The organism is Streptomyces sp. NPDC057565 (assembly GCF_042801455.1).
Lineage (GTDB): Bacteria > Actinomycetota > Actinomycetes > Streptomycetales > Streptomycetaceae > Streptomyces > Streptomyces yanii.
The window spans coordinates 47,969-67,007 of record NZ_JBHVFU010000005.1; the positions used below are offsets into that span (position 1 = coordinate 47,969).

A 19,039-nucleotide genomic window follows, 5' to 3' on the forward strand; every position below is an offset into this window, starting at 1 on the left:
TGCCAGCGGAACGGGCCCTCGGGGTAGAGACATCGGTCACTGCCCCGAGGTGCGCCGGTGCGTTTCAGGCGACCCCGACAGCGGCCAGAGCCCGCTTCTGGGCCGGGGTCGGGTGCGCCGGGAAGTACAGGTAGCAGACGCCGCCTGTGCCCGACACCACTTTGCCGCTCGCGTTGTAGCGCTTGGTGCGGAGCCAGATCGTCTCCCACTCGTGGCGCTTGTAGATCCGGCGGACGGCCTCGTTGCTCGGCGAGGCGGGGTCGTTGGCGATCACGTCGCCCTCCGCTGTGAACCCGATCACGGTCATGAGATGGCCGGAGGTCCCGTACCCGGCCCCGGTCAGCTCCGTCTTGAGGAACGACTGCGACGTTATGGCCGGGATGCCCGCCCGGATCAGCGTCTCCAGGTCCGTCAGCGAACTCAGCCGGGTCACCACCGCGCTCATGTCGTCGTACGTGGCGGCATAGGCGGCGTTGAACGGCCAGTTGCCGCAGCCCTCGTACTGGTAGTCGTACGTGAAGCGGGCCGCGTGGCAGACCTGTGGGTCCGCGAGGCCTGGCTTCACCCAGGCGAGATCCTCGGTGGTGGGCGTGCGCCCCCAGTACTCGATGATCATCTGCGAGGAGGTGGGGCTGCACCACGCCTCACCGCCGTTGTCGTACTCCGGGTACTGGCCGACGTGCACATTCTGCGAGTAGCGCGGCACCGGCAGCTCCCGGGCGAGGCCGGGCGTGCTGGGCTCCACGGTGAACCGGTCGGGGATGTCCGAGGCCATCGCGCCGAGCCGCCACACCGTCGGCGTGAGGCGACTGCCCGGCGTCCGGTAGAGGGTGAGCCGCAGCCGGTAGGAGACCAGCCGCAGCCCGCTCGCCGCGTCGTCCACCGAGAAGGTGTCCGTCCAGATCGAGCTCTTGCCGTCGGTCTGGTCGTCGACGGAGGTACGGCGGATGTCGCCGTCGCCCGCCGCCCAGCGGCCCATCACGTACCAGGGGGTCTCGGTGTCGTCCGAGTAGCTGCCGCACAGCTCGATCTGGATCCAGGTGCCGGCCGGGGCGTCCGCGTTCCAGGACGCGATCACCTCGGTCGCCGGGACCGACGAGCAGTGGCGCGGCGAGGTCCAGGTCGCGTACTCCCAGGCCGCCGTCTTCCCGGTGTGCGGGTCGGTGTAGTCGGTACGCCCCTGCGGGGTGCCGATCACCAGTCCGGGCCGTCGTCCCGCGACGGCGCGCGTCCCGGCGCCGGAACCGCTGCGCCAGTCCGTGTACGTACTCCAGGAATGGTTGTCCACCAGGGATGCGGCAGCTGAGGGCGCGTGGGGCGGGGCGAGCGAGGGCGCGGCGGCTGCGGAGCCTGCGGACGCCGCCGCGCCGGCGCCGGCGGCCACGGCGAGCGCGGCGGTCAGCACGGTTCTGCGTGAAGTCGGTCTGTTCATGGGCGAGACCCCCGGTCGTAAGCGGAATGGGGCTGCGGGTGCACGACAGTGCGCCAACTATTGCGGTTCGCAGCCGGATTGGGCCAGCGATTCGCCTCGCGTCGCGGAACAAATATTGGTCTGGTCCACTGGCGTGACCTGCGGTTGCTTCGCATCGCCTCGTACGCTGGTCCGCATGAACGACCTCGCACGCCTCGCCTCAGGACTGATCTCCCTGCCGCCGTCCTGCGGTCCCGTGCGGCTGATCGCCGTCGACGGTCATGCGGGATCGGGCAAGAGCACTCTCGCCTCCCGCCTCTCGGTGGTGCTCAAAGACGCACCCGTGCTGCATCTGGACGACCTGGCCACCCACGAGGAGCTGTTCGGCTGGACGGACCGACTCCGGGACCAGGTGATCGGCCCGCTGTCGCGCGGGGAGACGGCACACTACGCGCCGTACGACTGGACAGCCCGGCGCCTCGGCCCACCGCAGACTCTGGAACCGGCGCCGGTGGTACTGATCGAGGGAGTGGGCGCCGGCCGCCGGGCCCTGCGCCCGCATCTCGCACGGCTGTGGTGGATGGAGCTCGACCCCCTGGCGTCCTGGCAGCGGGGCCGACGACGGGACGGGCCGGCACTTTCGGCCTTCTGGGACGGGTGGACCGTGGCCGAGGAACAACATTTCGCCGCCGATCCGTCGCGCCCGTACGCGGATGCTCTGGTACGCCAGTTGCCTGTGGGGTACGAGTGGCTGGAGGGGCCTCGTACGACAGCAGGAGCGAACCATTCCGTCACCCACCGTGAGCCTCCGCGCGCGACGTACTGACCAGTCGGAAAACGGCCCGGAAGTACCTCAACTCCGCTTGACCCGGGGACGGTACAGGTCTTACGTTCTCAATGTGCGGCTTTTCGGAGCCCCCACAGACGCGAAGCCCCCGGTTGTTCCCCCGTGATCGGGGGCTTCGTCCTGTCCCCGCACCCCCCTTCGCATGGTTGTTCACCGGATTCCGCTTACCCTCGGTAACGGTCCTCGTTCTGCTTGCGGTGCTCTTAATCGCGCACTACCTGCGCAGGTACGATGCCTCTCGGTGCGGTCAATTCCCGTCCACGGCAGTGCGGTTCAGCGCGCCTGGACGGCTGGGTCGTGCGGCGGGACAACCTGGGGGCACGGCTTGTGGGGGACCTGATGGACATCGGCACGCAGGGCGCACAGGCCCCGGCCGACCTCGCCTGGCTGCGCGGCGTGGACGCCTACACGATGGGCGCCTATCCGCAGGCCGAGGAGGAGTTCAGAACGGCGGTGCGGCTGGATCCCGGCATGGCGGACGGCTGGCTCGGCCTCCACGCCCTGCGGATCGACACGGCGACCGCGCTGCTGCGGATGTACCGCCACCGCGAACGCTTCGGCGAACAGCGCACCCGCCATCGACGCACGCTCAACTCCTGGTACTGGCTGGGCTGGTGGGTACAGCCCGTACTGGAGAGCCCGCGTGATCTGCTGCTCGCACACGCCTCGCACTGGCTGGACGGACGCCATGTCCCGGAGCTGGACCGGGCGCTGGCCGAACTACCCCCCGTGGACACGGACCCGCAGGTGCGGTTCCTGCACGCCTGCCGCTCGTATCTGGTCAAGGACTGGGAACAGCTCGTCCGCCACACCGAACAGCTCGTCGACGATCCGCTGCTCGGCATCGAGGCGGGGCTCTTCGGCGGGATGGCGCGGGTGCGGCTGGAGATGTACGGGCAGGCCGAGCCACTGCTCTCCACCGCGCTGATGCGCTGCCGCAGCGAACAGCCGCAGCGCAAGGAGCTGCGCTACTGGCTGGCCCGCGCACACGAGGGAACCGGGCGCAGCGCGGCCGCCCTGCCGCTCTACAGAGCAGTGCACCGGATCGATCCGGCGTTCATGGACACCTCGGCGCGGCTCGCCGCGATCGCGGACTACGACGGGCTCGAAGGGTCCGACGAGACGGCCGGTCTCGCGTCCGTGTCGCTGACCGGATTCGGTGCCGACTCCACGTCCGCGGAGGCGCTGCCGGACGGGGACTCGCTGCTCGGCACCGATCTGGTGGGCGGGCGGGAACTGCGGCCCGGCGGCGACCCGCAGAACCTGCCGGGCGTCGGGGTACCTCCTCGGACAGACGGAGCACGGGAGAAGACCGCCGTGCCCGGACAGTCGTCGCAGGCTTTCCCGGCGGGGCCCAGCGATCCGGTGCTGCTCGCCGCGGCGCTGGCGGAGCTGGAGCGGATGGTCGGCCTCGAACCGGTCAAGCGCCAGGTCAAGGCGTTGTCCGCGCAGCTGAACATGGCGCGGCTGCGGGCCGGCCAGGGACTTCAGGTCCAGCCGCCGAAGCGCCACTTCGTCTTCTCCGGCCCCTCGGGCACCGGGAAGACCACAGTGGCCCGCATCCTGGGCCGGGTCTTCTACGCGCTGGGGCTGCTCGGCGGCGACCATCTCATCGAGGCCCAACGCTCCGATCTGGTCGGTGAGTTCCTCGGGCAGACAGCGGTCAAGGCCAATGAGCTGATCGACTCGGCGCTGGGTGGGGTGCTGTTCGTCGACGAGGCGTACAGCCTCTCCAACTCCGGCTACAGCAAGGGCGACGCGTACGGGGACGAGGCGCTGCAGGTCCTCCTCAAGCGGGCCGAGGACAACCGGGACCATCTCGTCGTCATCCTTGCGGGCTACCCCGAAGGCATGGACCGGCTGCTGGCCGCCAACCCCGGGCTCTCCTCCCGGTTCACCACCCGGGTGGACTTCCCCAGCTACCGGCCGCTGGAACTCACCTCGATCGGCGAGGTACTGGCCGCCGACAACGACGACGTGTGGGACGAGGAGTCCCTGGAGGAACTGCGCTCGATCAGCGGCCATGTCGTCGACCAGGGCTGGATCGACGAGCTGGGCAACGGACGGTTCCTGCGCACGCTGTACGAGAAGAGCTGCGCGTACCGGGACTTGCGGCTCTCCGGGTACGCGACGGTGCCCACCCGCGACGATCTGGCGACGCTGCGACTGCCGGATCTGATGCAGGCGTACGGCGAAGTGCTGTCCGGCCGGGGGCCCGTCGACCGGGGGCAGCAGGAGCCTCCGCCGCTGTAGCCCGGCCGACCGGGTGGGCGGTGTCGTGGTGACGGGCGCCTCCCGTTGGACGGTTCGTCCTCGATCGCCGGACGGGCTTCACTGAGCGCCCGTCCGGCGAGGAGACCTGGCACGACCGTCCTCAGTCGCCGGACAGGCTCGAGTGGGCCGACGGGCCCGATGCGGTTGCCAGCGGTTGCAGTTCGTCCGGGACGGGGGCTGTCGGCGCCACGTCCACCGTCCGGCGGGGTATCGAGATCCGGTGCGCCGGGTCGCGCACCTCGCCCACCAGCATTTCCAGGACGTCCTCCATCGCGACCAGGCCGAGGATCCGGCCCGATGCGTCGGCGACCTGGGCCAGATGGGTGGCGGCGCGGCGCATCACCGTCAGGGCATCGTCCAGAGGCAGCTCCGCGCGCAGTGTCGCCATCGGGCGCCAGATGCGCTGCGGGACCGCCCGTTCGCCGTCCTCCAGGTCGAGGACGTCCTTGACGTGCAGATAGCCCATGAACGGGCCGCCGCCCTCCGCGCATACGGGGAAACGTGAGTAGCCGGTCCGTACGGTCAGCTCCTCGATCCTGCGCGGGGTGACCGACGGGTCCACCGTCACCAGAGCTGCCCTGGCGAGCAGCACATCGGTGACCGGCCTGCTGCCCAGCTCCAGGGCGTCCTCCAGCCGCTCCTGCGCCTCCGGTTCCAGCAGCCCGGCCTGGCCGGAGTCCTCGACGAGCCGGTTGAGCTGCTCGCTGGTGAAGACGGCCTCGACCTCGTCCTTGGGTTCGACGCGGAAGAGCCGCAGCACCAGCCGGGCGCAGGCGCCCAGCGCCGTGGTGACGGGGCGGCACAGCCGGGCGAAGCCGACCAGGGCCGGGCTGAGCCACAGTGAGGTCTTCTCCGGGGCTGCCATCGCCAGGTTCTTCGGGACCATTTCGCCGATGACCAGGTGGAGAAAGACCACGAGGACGAGCGCCAGCACGTAGCCGAGCGGGTGAATGAGCCCCTCGGGGATGTGAACCGCGTGGAAGACCGGCTCCAGCAGGTGGGCGACGGTCGGTTCGGCGACGGCTCCGAGGGTCAGGGAGCAGACAGTGATGCCGAACTGGGCGGCTGCCATCATCTGCGGCAGGTTCTCGAGGCCGTACAGCACTTGGCGGGCCCTGCCGGACCCGGCCGCCGCGAGCGGTTCGATCTGGCTGCGACGTACGGAGACGAGTGCGAACTCGGCACCGACGAAGAAGCCGTTCGCCAGGACGAGGAGCCCGGCGAAGAGCAACTGGACCACGCTCATCGTGCGGCCTCCAGGACACCACGGCCGGCCGAGGGCTCGTCGACCGGTTCGGCCACATCGGCGATGCGTACGAAGCGGACCTGCTCCGCGCGGTAGTGACCGACCTGGCGGACCGAGAGCCGCCAGCCCGGCAGCTCGGCCCGGTCGCCGGGGGCGGGGATCCGCCCGAGCAGATCGGCGACCAGTCCGGCCACCGTCTCGTACGGTCCTTCCGGTACGTCGAGGCCTATCCGGCGCAGCGTGAGGACCCGGCAGCTGCCTTCGGCGTCCCAGGCGGGACGGCCGTCCTCGGGGGCGGCGGCGACCAGTTCGGGCCGGTCGGCGCCTTCCGCGTCGTGCTCGTCCCTGACCTCGCCGACCAGCTCCTCGATGATGTCCTCCAGGGTGACGACCCCGGCGGTGCCACCGTACTCGTCGACCACGACGGCGATCGGCTGCTCCTTGCGCAGGCGCTGGAGCAGCTGTTCGACCGGGAGTGTCTCGGGTACGAGGAGGGGCGGTACGGCGATCCGGCCCGCGGTGGTGCGCAGGCGTTCCTGGGCGGGCACGGCGAGCGCGTCCTTGAGGTGGATCATGCCGACGACCTCGTCGATCCGGTCCCGGTAGACCGGGAAACGGGAGAGGCCGGTGGCGCGGGTGAGGTTGAGGACGTCCGCCGCGGTGGCGGTCGACTGCAGGGCGCTGACCTTCACGCGCGGCGTCATGACGTGCTGCGCGGTGAGTCCGGCGAGCGACAGGGTCCGCACGAAGAGATCGGCGGTGTCCTGTTCGAGGGTGCCCGCCTCGGCGGAGTGCCGGGCCAGGGAGACCAGTTCACCGGGGGTGCGGGCGGAGGCCAGCTCATCGGTGGGTTCGACGCCCAGCAGACGGACCAGCCGGTTGGCGACGGTGTTCAGCAGCGTGATCACCGGCCGCAGAGCACCGGCGAAGCGGTGCTGGGGGCCGGCCACGAACCGGGCGACCTGGAGCGGCCTGGAGACCGCCCAGTTCTTCGGTACGAGCTCGCCGATCACCATCTGGACGGCGGAGGCGACGAGCATCCCGATCACCACGCTGGCGCCGGGTACCGCCCCGTCGGGGAGGCCGGTCGCGGTGAGGGGTCCGGCGAGCAACTGGGCGAGGGCCGGTTCGGCGAGCATGCCGACGACCAGTGAGGTGATGGTGATGCCCAGCTGGGTGCCGGAGAGCTGGAAGGAGAGCTCGCGCAGGGCGTCGACGACGGTACGGGCCCGCCGGTCGCCCTCGGCGGCGGCGCGCTCGGCGTCCGGCCGTTCCACCGTGACGAGCCCGAATTCGGCCGCCACGAAGAATCCGTTGGCGAGGATGAGAAGGAATGCCGCACTCAGAAGCAGCAGGGGGATGGTCATACCGCCGCCTCCTGGGAAGGGGCGGCGCAGGTACTACCGGACGATCCGTCCATTGCTGGAGGGAGTCACTCCTTGGGTCGCAGGAAAGCCCCGCCGGCCTTGGGGCCTCTGGTGCGGGGCGGGACGCACAGGGCGCCACCGCCCTCCAGAGTAATCAAGAAGTGGCCGTGCGGGGCAGGGGGCTCAGCCGTTCTCCGTACACGTGCCGTGGTTCTCGGCGAGTGCGCGGAGCGTACGGGCGTCGCGAATGGCTTGTTCCTTGGCGATTCCGGGCTGGATGCCCAGGGCGGGCATGCTGGTCCCGTCGCTGAGGTCGAGAAAGACCCACGGGTCGCCGACGCGCAGGTTGACGCGGAGGATCTCCGCCCAGGACAGCCGTCGGGTGCGGGTGAGATTGACCACGGTCACCCCGTGGTCGTCGGCGACGACCTTGGGGCGGCTGAGCAGAGCCAGGACGGCGAAGAAGAGCAGCGCGGTGAAGATGAAGCTGACCCGCTCCCCCGGGCTGAGCTGGTCCAGGCTCATCGCGATGACGGTGATGACGACGAACATCGCCGCTCCCACGGTCAGCAGGACCACCCGGGTACGGGTCGGCCGGAAGGTGACCGGGAGGGTGGGAAGTTCGGGCCGGGGCGCGGGGGCGGACATGGTGTTCTTCTGTCTTCCGGGGGGATCGCTGGCGGTCCGGCCGTCAGAGGCGGCAGGCGTGGATGGCCGTGGTGAGGATGGCGCGGGCGCCGAGTTCGTACAGGTCGTCCATGATCCGCTGGGCCTCCTTGGCGGCGACCATGGAGCGCACGGCGACCCAGCCTTCGTGGTGCAGCGGGGAGATGGTCGGCGACTCGAGGCCCGGGGTGAGGGCGACGGCGCGCTCCAGGTGCTCGACGCGGCAGTCGTAGTCCATCATCACGTAGCTGCGGGCGACCAGGACGCCCTGGAGGCGGCGGAGGAACTGCTGCACCTTGGGGTCGTCCTCGGAGGCACCCGTCCGGCGGATGACGACGGCTTCCGACGTCATGATCGGCTCGCCGATCACTTCGAGTCCCGCGTTGCGCAGGCTGGTGCCGGTCTCCACCACATCGGCGATGACCTGGGCGACACCGAGCTCGATGGCGGTCTCGACCGCGCCGTCGAGGTGGACGACGGAGGCGGTGACGCCGACGTCGGCGAGGTGCTTGGCCACGATGCCCTCGTAGGAGGTGGCGATCGTCATGCCGTCGAAGTCCTGCGGCCCTGCGGCCGTGCCGGGCTTGGTGGCGTAGCGGAAGGTGGAGCGGGCGAAGCCGAGCTGCAGGATCTCCTCGGACTGCGCGCCGGAGTCCAGCAGCAGATCGCGACCGGTGATGCCGATGTCGAGACGGCCGGAGCTGACGTAGATCGCGATGTCGCGCGGACGCAGGTAGAAGAACTCGACCTCGTTCTCGGGGTCGACGAGGACGAGTTCCTTGGACTCCTTGCGCTGCTGGTAACCGGCCTCATGGAGCATCGCCATCGCAGGCCCGGAGAGAGAACCCTTGTTGGGGACGGCGATGCGCAGCATGAGGTCAGGTTTCCTTTGTGCGAAGGGGATTTCTACGGACGTGACGTGCGGAGTGCGGAAATGTGCTCAGAGGTGGGCGTAGACGTCGTCGAGAGAGATTCCGCGGGCGACCATCATCACCTGGACGTGGTACAGCAGCTGGGAGATCTCCTCGGCGGCGGCGTCCTTGCTCTCGTGCTCGGCGGCCATCCAGACTTCGGCGGCCTCCTCGACGACCTTCTTGCCGATGGCATGGACGCCCTTGTCCACCAGCTCGGCGGTGCGGGAGGTGGACGGGTCGCCGTTGGCGGCCTTGAGCTGCAGCTCGGCGAAGAGCTCTTCGAAGGTTTTGTTCGCCATGATGGTCCTTAGCGTACGGGGTCCCGGACCCCCGTTCAGCGCCAGGGCTCGCTGACGGTGCGAAGCGTGGCGGCGGTGGCGACGGCCGCAGTGACCGCTTCGTGCCCCTTGTCCTCGTTGGAACCCTCGAGTCCGGCCCGGTCGAGCGCCTGCTCCTCGGTGTCACAGGTCAGTACGCCGAAGCCGACCGGGACACCCGTGTCGACGGCGACCTGGGTGAGACCGTTGGTGACGCCGTGGGACACGTACTCGAAGTGGGGGGTGCCGCCGCGGATGATCACGCCGAGGGCGACGATCGCGTCGTAGCCGCGGCCGGCGAGGACCTTGGCGACGACCGGGAGTTCGAAGCTGCCGGGGACCCGGAGCAGGGTCGGTTCGTCGATGCCGAGCTCGTGCAGGGCGCGCAGCGCGCCGTCGACGAGGCCGCCCATGACCTTCTCGTGCCACTGGGCGGCGATCACCGCCACTCGCAGGTCACCGCAGTTGCGTACGGACAGTTCGGGTGCGCCCTTGCCGCTCATGTCTCTCCTACCGCTCGTTTCCGTGCTCGTTACTGGTTGCCGCAGGTCGACACCGAGGCGGTGTCGAGCCAGGGCAGGTCGTGTCCCATGCGGTCCCGCTTGGTGCGCAGGTACCGCAGGTTGTGCTCGCCGGCCTGGACGGGCATCGGCTCGCGTCCGGTGATCGCGAGGCCGTGCCGCAGGAGCGCGGCGGTCTTGTCGGGGTTGTTCGTCATCAGCCGGACGCCGTGGACGCCGAGGTCCTTGAGGATCTGGGCGCCTGCCGCGTAGTCCCGGGCGTCGGCGGGCAGGCCGAGCTCCAGGTTGGCGTCGAGGGTGTCGACGCCGCGCTCCTGGAGTTCGTACGCGCGCAGCTTGGAGAGCAGGCCGATCCCCCGGCCCTCGTGGCCGCGCAGATAGACGACGACGCCGCGGCCCTCTTCGGTGATGCGCTGCATGGAGGCGTGCAACTGGGGGCCGCAGTCGCAGCGCTGGGACTGGAAGATGTCGCCGGTCAGGCACTCGGAGTGGACCCTGACGAGGATGTCGTCGCCGTCACCGAGGTCGCCGTGGACGAGCGCGACGTGCTCGACGCCGTCGACGGTGGAGCGGTAGCCGTACGCGGTGAACTCGCCGAACGACGTCGGCAGCCGGACCTCGGCCTCGCGGCGGACGGTCGGCTCGGCGGAGCGGCGGTACGCGATCAGGTCCTCGATCGAGATGATCGTGAGGCCGTGTTTGCGGGCGAACGGGACCAGCTCCGGCAGCCGCAGCATGACGCCGTCCTCGCCCGCGATCTCGACGATCGCTCCGGCGGGGCGGAGCCCTGCGAGCCGGGCCAGGTCGACGGCGGCCTCGGTGTGGCCGTTGCGGACCAGGACACCGCCGGCCCTTGCCCGGAGCGGGAAGATGTGGCCGGGGCGCACGAAGTCGCCGGCGCCGGCCCGGCCGCCCGCCAGCATCCGGAGCGTGGTGGCCCGGTCGGCGGCGGAGATGCCGGTGGTGACACCGTGCTCCGCGGAGGCGTCGACCGAGACGGTGAACGCCGTGCGCATCGACTCGGTGTTGTGGGCGACCATCTGCGGCAGGTCGAGCCGTTCCAGCTCGTCGTTCTCCATGGGTGCGCAGATTAGGCCGCGGCACTCGCTCATCATGAAGGCGACGATCTCGGGAGTGGCCTTCTCCGCGGCGATGACGAGGTCGCCCTCGTTCTCCCGGTCCTCGTCGTCGACGACGACGACGGGGCGGCCGGCGACGATGTCGCGGATCGCCTGCTCGACGGGGTCGAGGGACAGGTCCTCGGCCATGCTGTGGTCTTCCCGGTGCAACCAGGTGGGCTGGGCAGTCATGCCGTGGCTCCTTCCAGAGCGGGTGTCCGCGTACGCAGCCACCAGTCGCGCATGCCCCACAGGACGAGGGCGCCGTAAATGACGTAGACGAAGCCGGAGAAGGCGAAGCCGTTGGCGAAGTTCAGTGGCACGCCGACCACGTCGACCAGGAGCCAGGCGAACCAGAACTCGACCATGCCGCGCGCCTGGGCGTACATCGCGACGACCGTGCCGACGAAGATGTACGCGTCGGGCCACGGGTCCCACGACAGTGTCGGGAACGCGGTGAACAGGCCGCCGACGGCGAGCGTGCCGAGGGCCGCGCCGCCGACCAGGTAGGCACGCTCGCGCCAGGTGGCGAACCGTACGGCGATGGAGCCGTCCTGGGCCTGCTGCCTGCCGCGGTTCCACGACCACCAGCCCCACCCGGCCACAGCGATGACCACCAGCTGCTTGCCCGCGCTGCCCGAAAGGTGCGCGGAGGCGAAGGCGACCAGGAGGATCACACCGGAGAGCAGCTGGGCGGGCCAGGTCCATATGGAACGCCGCCAGCCGAGCGCGAGGGCGACCAGACCGACCGTGTTGCCGATCATGTCGGACCACTTGATGTGCTGGCCGAACAGGGCGAAGGCCTCCGAGTTGAGCCAGTCGACCGCGCTCACTTCGTGCCCTCCCGGTCCCGGTCGCCGAGCAGCCGCTCGACGTACTTCGCGATGACGTCCACTTCGAGGTTGACCGGGTCGCCGGGCTCCTTGATGCCGAGCGTGGTCAGGGCGAGGGTGGTGGGGATGAGGCTGATGGTGAAGTAGTCGGGTCCGGCGTCGACGACGGTCAGGCTCACGCCGTCGACGGTGATCGATCCCTTCTCCACCACGTAGCGGGTCAGCTCCGCCGGGAGGGAGATCTTCACGATCTCCCAGTTCTCGGAGAGCTTGCGCTCCACGATGCGGCCCGTGCCGTCGACGTGTCCCTGGACGATGTGTCCGCCGAGCCTGCCGCCGAGCGCCATGGGGCGCTCCAGGTTGACCCGGGAGCCGGTGTCCAGAGCGCCGAGGCTGGACCGGTTCAGGGTCTCCGCCATCACATCGGCGGTGAATTCACCGTCGCCGAGATCGACGACGGTGAGGCAGACGCCGTTGACGGCGATGGAGTCGCCGTGCTTCGCGCCTTCGGTGACGACGGGACCGCGCAGGCGGAATCGGGAGGCGTCGCCGAGCTTCTCGACGGCGGTGACCTCACCCAGTTCTTCGACAATTCCGGTGAACACTCAGTTTCCCTTCCGGTCAGGGCCGGGGACGGCGGTGATGCGCAGATCGGGGCCGATGCGTACGGTCTCGGTCACATCGAGGCGCAACGCCTGGGCGATGGTGGAGATTCCGGCGTCGGCGAGGGCTGCGGGGCCCGCGCCGAGGAGCACGGGGGCGAGGTAGCCGACGACCTTGTCGACCGTTCCCGCCGCGACGAAGGCCCCGGCCAGGGTCGGGCCGCCTTCGAGGAGTACGGAGCGGACGCCGCGCTCGTGCAGGGCGGCGAGCAGGGCGGGGATGTCCAGGCCGCGGCCGGTGGCGGCGCGCGGCAGCCGCAGGGCGGTTCCCTCGGGAAGACGGCCGGTGTCGGCGTCGTCGGCGACCGCGATCAGGGTGGGCGCCGTGGTGTCGAGGACGCGGGCACCGGGCCGTACCGCGGTGGCGTCGGTGTCGACCACGACCCGGAGCGGCTGCACGGCACCTTCGATGCCACGTACACCGAGCTGGGGGTCGTCCGTGCGGGCGGTGCCGGATCCGACCACGACGGCGTCGGCCTCGGCGCGCAGCCGGTGGACGTCGGCGCGGGACTCCGCGGAGGTGATCCAGCGGCTGGTGGCGTCGGCGGCCGCGATCCGGCCGTCGAGGGTCGCCGCGTACTTCCACAGCACGTACGGACGCCCGAGCCGCACCGAGGTCAGCCAGGCGGTGTTGCCCGCCTCGGCGAGTCCGCCAAGGAGTCCCTGCTCCACGGTGACCCCGGCGGCACGGAGGGTGTCCGCACCCCCGGTGGCCTGCGCATTCGGGTCGGCGACCGCGTACACGACACGGCTGACGCCGGCCTCGATCAGCGCCTGGGCGCAGGGGCCGGTGCGACCGGTGTGGTTACACGGTTCGAGGGTGACGTAGGCGGTGCCGCCGCGGGCCTTCTCGCCTGCTTCGCGCAGGGCGTGGATCTCGGCGTGCGGCCCGCCGGCGCGCTGATGGAAGCCTTCACCGGCCGGCTGTCCTTCGGCGTCGAGGATCACGCATCCGACGACCGGATTGGGGCTGGTGGAGCCGAGTCCGCGGGCGGCGAGCGCGATCGCTCGGCGCATGGCGGTGGTGTCGGCTGCGGTGTCCACCGGGTCCTCCTGCCTCTTCGGGCACGGACTCCGGGGCCTGTCGATGACGACAGATGAAGCGGAACGCAACAGGGGACGCCGAAACCGAAGACACGGACGCAGGTGCTCCGGGGAATCCCGGACACACGTCCGCCGACGGCGGCGTACCTGTGACGGACCGCCGCGCACTGCCTCCCATCCGGACTTTAACCGTCGGTCCAGGAATCCCACCTGGTCAACCGGCCGCTGGATGCGGACGGGTCGCGGACTATAACCGCCGGTTCGGAATTGCACCGACCCCGGAGTGCGCTGCTACTGGTACACGATCAGTGTGCCACGCCTGCCCATGGGCCATGCGGGTGAGCGCCTGTGGAGTGGCTCACAGACGGGCCGGGGAGCCTTCCGGGCGAGGTCGCATCCGGACATCCCATGGGCAATGGTCTAGTCCTCTTGATCTCTGCGTCACCTCCAGGGAACGGCCCCGCGGTGTGCGCACGCCCGTGGCCCAACCCGACCCACCCCCTTGCCAGTTGCGTTCTGCCGACCTCTCCAGGAGGAACGACACGTGCTGTCCCCCACTCGTGCGAGAGCCACCCTGCTCGCAGCCGGCGTAGCCGTCGCCGGACTGCTCATGGGCTCGCTCGCCGCCACCCCGTCGGCCGCCGCCGACCAGGAGTCCTGTCGCCCCGACGGGCTCTACGAGACCCCTGGCGTCCCGGTCCCCTACTGCTCCGTCTACGACAGCGACGGGCGCGAGAAGATGGGCGCCGACCACCAACGGCGGGCCATCGGATACTTCACCAACTGGCGGACCGGGAAGGACGGCAGGACCGCCTGTCTCGCGTCCGACATCCCCTGGGACAAAGTCACCCATCTGAATTACGCGTTCGCGCACGTCGACGGCAACAACAAGATCTCCGTCGGGGCCGACGGGCCGGACAATGCCTCCACCGGCATGACCTGGCCCGGCGTCGCAGGCGCCGAAATGGACCCGGACCTCCCCTACAAGGGCCATTTCAACCTGCTCAACAAGTTCAAGAAGAAGCACCCGAACGTGAAGACCATGGTGTCGGTGGGCGGCTGGGCCGAGACCGGCGGCTACTTCGACGACAGCGGCAGGCGGATCGACTCCGGCGGCTTCTAGGCACTACCTGCTGAGCGTCGCCGCACCGTCCTCCGGCTATCTGCCGCGCGGCATGGAGACCTTCCAGGTCCAGAAGTACCTGGACTACGTCAACATCATGTCGTACGAGCTGCACGGCGCCTGGAACGAGTGCGTCGGCCCGAACGCGGCACTCTTCGACGACGGCAAGGACGCCGAACTCGCCCAGGCGGGCGTCTACTCGACCGCGCAGTACGGCGGCACCGGCTACCTCAACACCGACTGGGCTTACCACTACTTCCGCGGCTCGATGCCGGCCGGCCGGATCAACATCGGTCTGCCGTACTGCACCCGCGGCTTCAAGAACGTGCAGGGTGGTACGGACGGGCTGTGGGGCAAGGCCGCCACGACCACCTGCCCGACCGGTACCGGTCCGACCAGGTGCGGTGACGGCGCCGTCGGCATCGACAACCTCTGGCACGACGAGGACACCAACGGCCAGGAGGCGCCGGCCGGTTCCAACCCGATGCGGCACGCGAAGAACCTGGAGAAGGGAATCGTCGGCGACTACGTCACCGACTACGGGTTCACCGCGGGCACGGAGCTGACCGGCACATACGTCCGTAAGTACGACTCCACGCTGGTCGCCCCCTGGCTGTGGAACGCGGAGAAGAAGGTCTTCCTCTCCACCGAGGACGAGCAGTCGGTGTCCGCCAAGGCGGACTACGTCGTCGACAGGGGAATCGGCGGCACGATGATCTGGGAGCTCACCGGGGAGTACGGCTGGAACGCCGCCAAGGGGCAGTACGGGCAGGGCTCCACGCTCACCACGGCGATGTACGACAGGTTCAAGTCGGCCACCCCGTACGGCGCGAAGCGGTCCACCGTCGATCTGCCGTCCCACGCACTCGACATCGACGTGTCCTTCGACCAGTTCCCGCTCGGCGATTCCAACTACCCGATCAGCTCCAAGCTGAAGATCACCAACAATACGAAGACCACGCTGCCGGGCGGCACCGAGTTCCGGTTCGACTACTCGACGTCGGCCCCCGCCAACGCCAAGGACCAGTCGGGCTTCAACACGACGCTCGTCCGCAGCGACCACACCGCCGCGAACAACATCGGCGGCCTGAAGGGCGACTACAACCGCGTCTCGCTGAAGTTGCCCGCCTGGCAGGCGCTGGCGCCCGGCGCCTCGGTACAGGTGGACTTCGTCTACTACCTGCCGACCTCCACGCCGCCGAACTGGACGGTGACCTTCGACGGGAAGTCGTACGCCCTGGCCGCCGATCTGGCGCGCGGCACCACGGTGGTCGAGCCGGGCACGGGGACGAGCCCGTCGACCGGCCCCGACCCGTCGACGAGCCCGGGCCCGGATCCGACCGGTGGCAGCTGCTCGGCGGCCACCTGGAGCGCGACCGCGGAGTACGGCGCGGGCGCGACCGTCGGCTACGGCTCGCACCGGTGGAAGGCCAAGTGGTGGACGAAGGGCGAGACGCCCGGCACCACCGGCGACTGGGGTGTCTGGCAGGACCTCGGCGCCTGCTGACCCGGCTTCCATGACCGCCCATTCCCCGGTGGGATTTCGTCGTGGCGCGCAGGGCACTGCGAACTCTCCCGTATGACGAAGTCGCCTGAACAAAAGCCGAGTTGGCCGTAGTCGTGTGCGCTGCCCCTGAACCTCGTTCGCAGAGGGCGGTTCGCTCCGGCCGCCCGGGCCGAGGAGACCTTGGGGCACGCGTGCCGAGCGCCCCGGCCGCCCCGAGGGAAGCCCCGTCGCGTACGGCCTCGTGGCCCGGGTCAGCCGCCCGCGGTGAACAGCTCGTCCTGAGCTGCCTCGCGGGCGGCGAGCAGCGCGCCGCGCAGTACCGCGGAGCCGCCGAGCACGCCTGCCCTGACCTCCGTGCGCAGCGGGGACATCGCGGCCAGCCGTTCCTCGACCCGGGACGCCAGCGCGTCGCCGCCCGCATGGCCGACCTCGCCCGCGAGGACCACACAGCCTGGGTCGATGACCGAGGCGACGGCGGCGGCACCCACCGCGAGACGGTCCGCGAGCGCGCCGAGGAACGCCTCGCTCTCCCCCTCCCCCGCCAGAGCTGCCCGTACGGCGGACGCCGCGGCGGGTTCCTGTTCCCCGGAGCCCGGCCGTGTCCGTGGGTCGATGCCGTGCCTCCGGGCCAGTTCACAGACCGGCGCGGAGCCGACCAGGGAGTGGAACCCTCCGTCGCAGTTGGCCGCGGAGGGCACTCCCGTCGCGCCCGGCACGGGCAGGAAACCGATCTCGCCCGCGCCGCCGGAGGCCCCGCGGCGCAGCTTGCCGTCCAGCATGACGGCGGCGCCGATGCCGTGGCCGAGCCAGAGCAGGACGAAGGTGTCACGGCCGCGAGCCGCTCCGGCGCGGTGCTCGGCGACGGCGGCGAGGTTGGTCTCGTTCTCGACGAGCACGGTCGCCGGCAGCCGCTGCTGCAGCACCCGGACCAGGCGGCGGTGCCAGGCGGGCAGGCCGGTGGTGTCGCGGAGCTCGCCGGTGACCGGGTCGATCAGGCCGGGGGCCCCGATGCCGACGCTGTGCAACGGTGCGGCGCCCGCCTCGCGCGCGGTGCGTTCCAGCAGCGCCGCGGCCTGCTCGGCGGCGGCATGGGTTCCGGTGTCACTGCCGATCGGCAAGCTGGCCTCGGCGAGCGTGACGCCGAGGAGATCGGCGACGACGACGGCGACGCTGTCGGTCCGTACATCGAGAGCGGCGAGGTGGGCCCGGTCGGCGACGATTCCGTACAGCCGGGCATTGGGGCCGCGGCGTGCGGCGCCGCTCTCGCCGACGACCCGGATCAACCCGGCGCCCTGCAACCGCTCCACCAGATCGGCGACGGTGGGGCGGGAGAGTCCGGTCAGGGTCTTGAGCTGGGTGGCCGTCAGCGGGCCGTCCTGCTGGAGCAGTCGCAGGGCGAGCCGGTCGTTGATGGCCCGGGCGGTGCTCGGTGATGCGGGCATGCCGAGATCCTTCCAGATCACTGCCGCACGGGAATGAATGTCATGGCCTATTTATCAGGCAGGGTTCCTGATAGTTTACTGGCCGCACCGTGGAGAGGGGCGCCGGGGTCACCGGCGGCAGAGAATTCCCAGGGGAGGGAACGGCAGCATGACGACGGATTCCACAGAGACGGTCTTCGGGACGGAGCAGGTACGGCGGGCCAGGTTCGCCGTCGCCGCGGTCTTCACCGTGCACGGCGCCGTGACCGGCAGCTTCGCCACCCGCGTGCCCTGGATCCAGGACCACGCCGGGGTCAGCGCGGGCCAGCTCGGTCTCGCCCTGGCGTTCCCGGCGGTCGGCGCCTCGCTCGCCATGCCGCTGGCCGGTGCGATCAGTCATCGCTTCGGCGCCAGGACGGCGCTGCGCGGGCTGCTGGCGCTGTGGACGCTGGCGCTGGTCCTGCCCGCTCTGGCGCCGAACCTGCTGACGCTGTGCGCGGCGCTCTTCGTGTACGGGGCATCGGCCGGCATGTCGGACGTGGCGATGAACGCCCTCGGTGTCGAGGTGGAGAACCGTCTCGACAGATCGATCATGTCCGGGCTGCACGGGATGTGGAGCGTGGGCGCCCTGATCGGTTCGGCGGCGGGCACAGTGGCCGCGCACCTGGGCGCCGACGCCCGGCTGCACCACACCGTCGCCGCCCTCGCGCTCACCACGCTCGGCCTGATCGCCTGTCAGGGCGTGCTGGATCTGCGCAGCGAACCGGACGAGGAGCCGCCACCGCGGTTCACGCTGCCGCCCAGGTCGGCGCTGGTCATCGGCGCGGTGGGCTTCTGCGCGGTGTTCGCCGAGGGGGCCAGCCTCGACTGGTCGGCGGTCTACCTCCGGGACATCATGGACAGTTCCGCGGGACTCGCGGCCGCATCGACGACGGCGTTCGCGCTCACGATGGCGGTGGCCCGGATCGCCGGGGACAAGGTCGTCGACCGGTTCGGCGCGGTCAGGACCGTGCGGGTCGGGGGCGTGCTGGCGACGGCCGGCGGGCTGCTCGTGGTCACGTCACCGAACTCGGCGCTCGCGATGTGCGGCTTCGGGCTGCTCGGCCTCGGTGTCGCCGTCGTCGTCCCGCTCGCCTTCGCGGCGGCCGGACGCAGTGGTCCGAACCCGAGTCAGGCGATCGCGGGCGTTGCCACCATCACGTACACCTCGGGGCTCATCGCCCCGTCGGCCATCGGTTCGCTGGCCGAGGCGACCTCGCTGCTCGTCTCGTTCGGCCTGGTGACGGTGCTGGCGTTCGGACTGGTGCTGGGCGCCGGCGTGTTGCGGGCGGGCGACCGCCGGGTCGCCGCGAAGGGGGTCGACGTGCCCGGCACTGCGGCGGCCGAACCCCGCGCCTGAACCGTTCGGCCAGGCGGAACGAGGTGTTCCATGGCCGCCGAAGAGGCGGCCGGGACCAGAACGGCGGTCAGAGCGGCCACAGCGGTGAGCGGGGCACCGAGACGCCGACGGGGTCTTCCACTCATTGAGCACTCCCCTCGCGGAACCAGCTATGTGAATGATGTTCACGAGTAAGACCGTGCAAGCGAAGAGCCGCCTGTTCGGAGTGGCAATGCCTCGCGCACGATTCATGAATGGGACCCGGCCCAGGAGTCGACGTAAGGGAACCCCGACACGAGTCAATGGGCGCTCCGGCATTACCATGGCGCTGATCTTTTCCGCGGACCGCGCCGGGCCGGACGAACGGCACCGGGCACCGGGCACCGCACG

Annotated in this window: 15 protein-coding genes, 1 pseudogene and 1 riboswitch; of the genes and pseudogenes, 4 read left to right on the forward strand and 12 right to left on the reverse strand. The window is 70.4% G+C overall.

The window, feature by feature from the left end:
* Positions 1–64: 64 nt before the first annotated feature.
* On the reverse strand, positions 65–1,432 hold the full coding sequence (locus ACFU8W_RS12665; protein ID WP_384035447.1) for a peptidase C39 family protein: 1,368 nt from the start codon (positions 1,430–1,432) through the stop codon (positions 65–67).
* A 175-nt stretch (positions 1,433–1,607) separates the two neighbouring features.
* Between ACFU8W_RS12665 and ACFU8W_RS12670 the strand changes: the two genes are divergently transcribed.
* Both ACFU8W_RS12670 and ACFU8W_RS12675 read left to right on the forward strand, forming a co-directional pair.
* Entirely contained in the window at positions 1,608–2,237 is a 630-nt protein-coding gene (locus ACFU8W_RS12670; RefSeq protein WP_384035452.1) for a uridine kinase, read from the forward strand.
* A gap of 360 nt (positions 2,238–2,597) precedes the next feature.
* On the forward strand, positions 2,598–4,511 hold the full coding sequence (locus ACFU8W_RS12675) for an AAA family ATPase (RefSeq protein WP_384035455.1): 1,914 nt from the start codon (positions 2,598–2,600) through the stop codon (positions 4,509–4,511).
* 121 nt (positions 4,512–4,632) lie between these two features.
* Here the strand turns inward: ACFU8W_RS12675 and ACFU8W_RS12680 are convergent, their stop codons facing one another.
* From ACFU8W_RS12680 to ribD, 10 genes are all read right to left on the reverse strand, one after another.
* Positions 4,633–5,778 (reverse strand): hemolysin family protein, encoded by a 1,146-nt coding sequence (locus ACFU8W_RS12680; protein WP_345511910.1) that lies wholly within the window; start codon positions 5,776–5,778, stop codon positions 4,633–4,635.
* Positions 5,775–7,145, reverse strand: a complete 1,371-nt coding sequence (locus ACFU8W_RS12685) for a hemolysin family protein (RefSeq protein WP_384035458.1) — start codon at positions 7,143–7,145, stop codon at positions 5,775–5,777. The genes ACFU8W_RS12680 and ACFU8W_RS12685 overlap by 4 nt, the downstream gene beginning before the upstream one ends.
* A 183-nt stretch (positions 7,146–7,328) precedes the next feature.
* A complete protein-coding gene (locus ACFU8W_RS12690) occupies positions 7,329–7,793 on the reverse strand; it encodes a PH domain-containing protein (protein ID WP_345511913.1) in 465 nt (154 codons plus the stop codon).
* Positions 7,794–7,836: 43 nt separating this feature from the next.
* Positions 7,837–8,685, reverse strand: a complete 849-nt coding sequence (hisG, locus tag ACFU8W_RS12695; protein WP_037696727.1) for an ATP phosphoribosyltransferase — start codon at positions 8,683–8,685, stop codon at positions 7,837–7,839.
* 66 nt (positions 8,686–8,751) lie between these two features.
* The gene (locus ACFU8W_RS12700; protein ID WP_018524273.1) at positions 8,752–9,024 is read right to left on the reverse strand and encodes a phosphoribosyl-ATP diphosphatase; all 273 of its coding nucleotides are present in this window, start codon (positions 9,022–9,024) and stop codon (positions 8,752–8,754) included.
* Positions 9,025–9,059: 35 nt separating this feature from the next.
* Positions 9,060–9,545 (reverse strand): 6,7-dimethyl-8-ribityllumazine synthase, encoded by a 486-nt coding sequence (ribH, locus tag ACFU8W_RS12705; protein ID WP_266988058.1) that lies wholly within the window; start codon positions 9,543–9,545, stop codon positions 9,060–9,062.
* A 29-nt stretch (positions 9,546–9,574) separates the two neighbouring features.
* Complete coding sequence (locus ACFU8W_RS12710; protein ID WP_384035463.1) at positions 9,575–10,873, reverse strand: bifunctional 3,4-dihydroxy-2-butanone-4-phosphate synthase/GTP cyclohydrolase II; 1,299 nt, start codon at positions 10,871–10,873, stop codon at positions 9,575–9,577.
* Positions 10,870–11,514 carry a nicotinamide mononucleotide transporter family protein gene (locus tag ACFU8W_RS12715; protein ID WP_345511917.1) on the reverse strand — a complete coding sequence of 215 codons (645 nt, stop codon included), beginning with the start codon at positions 11,512–11,514 and terminating at the stop codon, positions 10,870–10,872. The genes ACFU8W_RS12710 and ACFU8W_RS12715 overlap by 4 nt, the downstream gene beginning before the upstream one ends.
* On the reverse strand, positions 11,511–12,119 hold the full coding sequence (locus tag ACFU8W_RS12720; protein WP_384035468.1) for a riboflavin synthase: 609 nt from the start codon (positions 12,117–12,119) through the stop codon (positions 11,511–11,513). The genes ACFU8W_RS12715 and ACFU8W_RS12720 overlap by 4 nt, the downstream gene beginning before the upstream one ends.
* The gene (gene ribD, locus ACFU8W_RS12725; protein ID WP_384035470.1) at positions 12,120–13,220 is read right to left on the reverse strand and encodes a bifunctional diaminohydroxyphosphoribosylaminopyrimidine deaminase/5-amino-6-(5-phosphoribosylamino)uracil reductase RibD; all 1,101 of its coding nucleotides are present in this window, start codon (positions 13,218–13,220) and stop codon (positions 12,120–12,122) included.
* A 160-nt stretch (positions 13,221–13,380) separates the two neighbouring features.
* Positions 13,381–13,511: riboswitch (FMN riboswitch) on the reverse strand.
* A 253-nt stretch (positions 13,512–13,764) separates the two neighbouring features.
* On the opposite strand from ribD, the pseudogene ACFU8W_RS12730 reads away from it, so the two are divergent.
* A pseudogene (locus tag ACFU8W_RS12730) lies at positions 13,765–15,850 on the forward strand (chitinase C-terminal domain-containing protein).
* Between the two features lie 251 nt (positions 15,851–16,101).
* On the opposite strand, the gene ACFU8W_RS12735 reads toward ACFU8W_RS12730, so the two are convergent.
* Positions 16,102–17,292: an ROK family protein gene (locus ACFU8W_RS12735; RefSeq protein WP_384035473.1), complete on the reverse strand. Its 1,191-nt coding sequence runs from the start codon at positions 17,290–17,292 to the stop codon at positions 16,102–16,104.
* 148 nt (positions 17,293–17,440) lie between these two features.
* Here ACFU8W_RS12735 and ACFU8W_RS12740 point away from each other — a divergent pair, with 148 nt between their 5' ends.
* Positions 17,441–18,670: an MFS transporter gene (locus ACFU8W_RS12740; RefSeq protein ID WP_384035476.1), complete on the forward strand. Its 1,230-nt coding sequence runs from the start codon at positions 17,441–17,443 to the stop codon at positions 18,668–18,670.
* Positions 18,671–19,039 lie beyond the last annotated feature (369 nt).

What these genes read in the sequence shown, in the direction of transcription:
- ACFU8W_RS12665 (WP_384035447.1), bottom strand. Translation starts at nt 1,432, where the DNA reads ATGAACAGACCGACTTCACGCAGAACCGTGCTGACCGCCGCGCTCGCC.
- ACFU8W_RS12670 (WP_384035452.1), top strand. Translation starts at nt 1,608, where the DNA reads ATGAACGACCTCGCACGCCTCGCCTCAGGACTGATCTCCCTGCCGCCG.
- ACFU8W_RS12675 (WP_384035455.1), top strand. Translation starts at nt 2,598, where the DNA reads ATGGACATCGGCACGCAGGGCGCACAGGCCCCGGCCGACCTCGCCTGG.
- ACFU8W_RS12680 (WP_345511910.1), bottom strand. Translation starts at nt 5,778, where the DNA reads ATGAGCGTGGTCCAGTTGCTCTTCGCCGGGCTCCTCGTCCTGGCGAAC.
- ACFU8W_RS12685 (WP_384035458.1), bottom strand. Translation starts at nt 7,145, where the DNA reads ATGACCATCCCCCTGCTGCTTCTGAGTGCGGCATTCCTTCTCATCCTC.
- ACFU8W_RS12690 (WP_345511913.1), bottom strand. Translation starts at nt 7,793, where the DNA reads ATGTCCGCCCCCGCGCCCCGGCCCGAACTTCCCACCCTCCCGGTCACC.
- hisG (WP_037696727.1), bottom strand. Translation starts at nt 8,685, where the DNA reads ATGCTGCGCATCGCCGTCCCCAACAAGGGTTCTCTCTCCGGGCCTGCG.
- ACFU8W_RS12700 (WP_018524273.1), bottom strand. Translation starts at nt 9,024, where the DNA reads ATGGCGAACAAAACCTTCGAAGAGCTCTTCGCCGAGCTGCAGCTCAAG.
- ribH (WP_266988058.1), bottom strand. Translation starts at nt 9,545, where the DNA reads ATGAGCGGCAAGGGCGCACCCGAACTGTCCGTACGCAACTGCGGTGAC.
- ACFU8W_RS12710 (WP_384035463.1), bottom strand. Translation starts at nt 10,873, where the DNA reads ATGACTGCCCAGCCCACCTGGTTGCACCGGGAAGACCACAGCATGGCC.
- ACFU8W_RS12735 (WP_384035473.1), bottom strand. Translation starts at nt 17,292, where the DNA reads ATGCCCGCATCACCGAGCACCGCCCGGGCCATCAACGACCGGCTCGCC.
- ACFU8W_RS12740 (WP_384035476.1), top strand. Translation starts at nt 17,441, where the DNA reads ATGACGACGGATTCCACAGAGACGGTCTTCGGGACGGAGCAGGTACGG.